Genomic DNA, 1768 nt, shown 5'->3' on the forward strand with positions numbered 1-1768 from the left:
AAAAAAATTACAATCTTATTATGCTTTTTATCTTTACTCGCTTTTATAAGTTGCAGTAATAAAAAAACAACGGGAGACGATGTGGAGAGAACATTATCCTATTATGCTGGAGATTGGTGGGGACAAACTGACGCAAATACCGGCGAAGAACATATTTTTACCATCAAAACCGATAATTCATTTACAATGATATCTGGAGGCGAAGGTGTGGAAATCCCCTCATCAGCTATAACAAGAAACAGCGGTTCAAGTTATACGGTTGCTACAGAAGGTCTAACTCTTACTTTCAGTAGCGATACTCAAGGAAAATATACCATATCTCAAGCAGGAGAGACTGCATCATCTTTCGATATTACTAAAAAATAATAAGATTAAAGCGAAAATTACCGAGTCTTTTTAGGCTCGGTTTTTTTATTTATCTATTCAAACTCGCTCTTGTAATCAAATCGATTATATCCAAATTTCCGTTTTCCATAGCATACATTAAAGCGTTTTTTGAAAATCTGTCGACAATATTTATATTCGCTCCCGCGTTTATCAAATATTCAACCGAATTATAATCTCCGTTTTCAGCCGCAAACATTAAAGCCGTTTTTCCATCGTTGTCCGCAATATTTAAATCTGCTCTCGCGTTTATAAGAGTCGCTACCGCTTCGCTTTTTGAAGAAATCGCAGCCCATATTAAAGCGGTTTTTCCGTTTCTCATTATATGATTAATATTTGCTTTTCCTATCAAAAGAGATGATATTAAATCGGTTGCTCCAAGTGTGGAAGCCAAAGCGAGCGGAGTTATATTTCCGTAAGTTCCGTAAGTCGCCGATATATTCGCATCGCTTCCGTTTTCCAAAAGTATTTTAGCCGTTTCGGTGTTTCCGTTGGCTATTGCGTAAAATAAAGCGTTCGCTCCGTATTCGTTTATTCGATTAATTTCGCTTCCGTTATCGAGCAGTAATTTAACGATTAAATCATGATTATTAAAAGCCGCTATCATTAGAGGAGTCATATTATAATCTATTCCATCGTTATTTCCGCTTCTATAAATTCCCGATAATCTTAAATCGGCGTTTGCCTTAATAAGAGCTTCCGCAATCGAATAATAACCTTTTCCCGCCGCCTGCAAAAGAGCGGTAGTTCCTCCGCTTATCTTTATATTTGGGTTGGCTTTTTTAGCGAGCAAATAAGAAACCATATCGACATATCCCGAATCTGCCGCGTAAATTAAAGCCGTTTTTCCATGTTTGCAAGTAATATCGACATCTAATTGTTGCGATAAAAGAATAAGCGCAATATTTTTATATCCTTTTGAAACCGCCGTTATTAAAGCGTTATGTCCTTGACTGTCTCCAAAATTTATAAAATTTGAAATCGAGCCTTCCGAAATTAATTGTCTTAATCCTTCCGCGTTATCGTTATTCGCATATTCCAATAATCGGTCCAACTTGCCAATATTTGCGGTATTCGTATCGTTTGTGTTATTTAAAATTTGAGCGAAACTAAAAGGATTTGAATTTATGGCAAAAAATATTAAAATAAAAGCAATAAGACGCATAATTTTTCCTTATATAAAGTTTAAAATATTAACTTTATATAATTTCGGAATTTAGGACTTTAAATTATAGTTTGCATAATTTAAAGTTTTGTTGATTTAAGTTAAAATAAAAATTGAATATGATTAGATTTTTAAAAAATAGTTTTATAATATTTCTTGTATTAATTTGTTTTACTTCAAAAGTTTTTTCTCAAAAAAGCATAATAATATTTAAAACCG

Annotated in this window: 2 protein-coding genes; one reads left to right on the forward strand and one right to left on the reverse strand. The window is 33.4% G+C overall.

The genetic code is table 11. The features are described from left to right. On the forward strand, positions 1-366 hold a 366-nt coding region (locus EZH24_RS14245), incomplete at its 5' end, for a hypothetical protein (RefSeq protein ID WP_161976155.1). A 49-nt stretch (positions 367-415) separates the two neighbouring features. Here EZH24_RS14245 and EZH24_RS11185 read toward each other — a convergent pair. Beyond that, positions 416-1549 carry an ankyrin repeat domain-containing protein gene (locus EZH24_RS11185; RefSeq protein ID WP_137999184.1) on the reverse strand — a complete coding sequence of 378 codons (1134 nt, stop codon included), beginning with the start codon at positions 1547-1549 and terminating at the stop codon, positions 416-418. Between the last annotated feature and the right edge of the window lie 219 nt (positions 1550-1768).

The organism is Brachyspira catarrhinii (assembly GCF_005518285.1).
Classification (GTDB): domain Bacteria; phylum Spirochaetota; class Brachyspiria; order Brachyspirales; family Brachyspiraceae; genus Brachyspira; species Brachyspira catarrhinii.

Coding starts and splice junctions, on each gene's coding strand:
- EZH24_RS11185 (WP_137999184.1), bottom strand. CDS start 1,549: ATGCGTCTTATTGCTTTTATTTTAATATTTTTTGCCATAAATTCAAAT.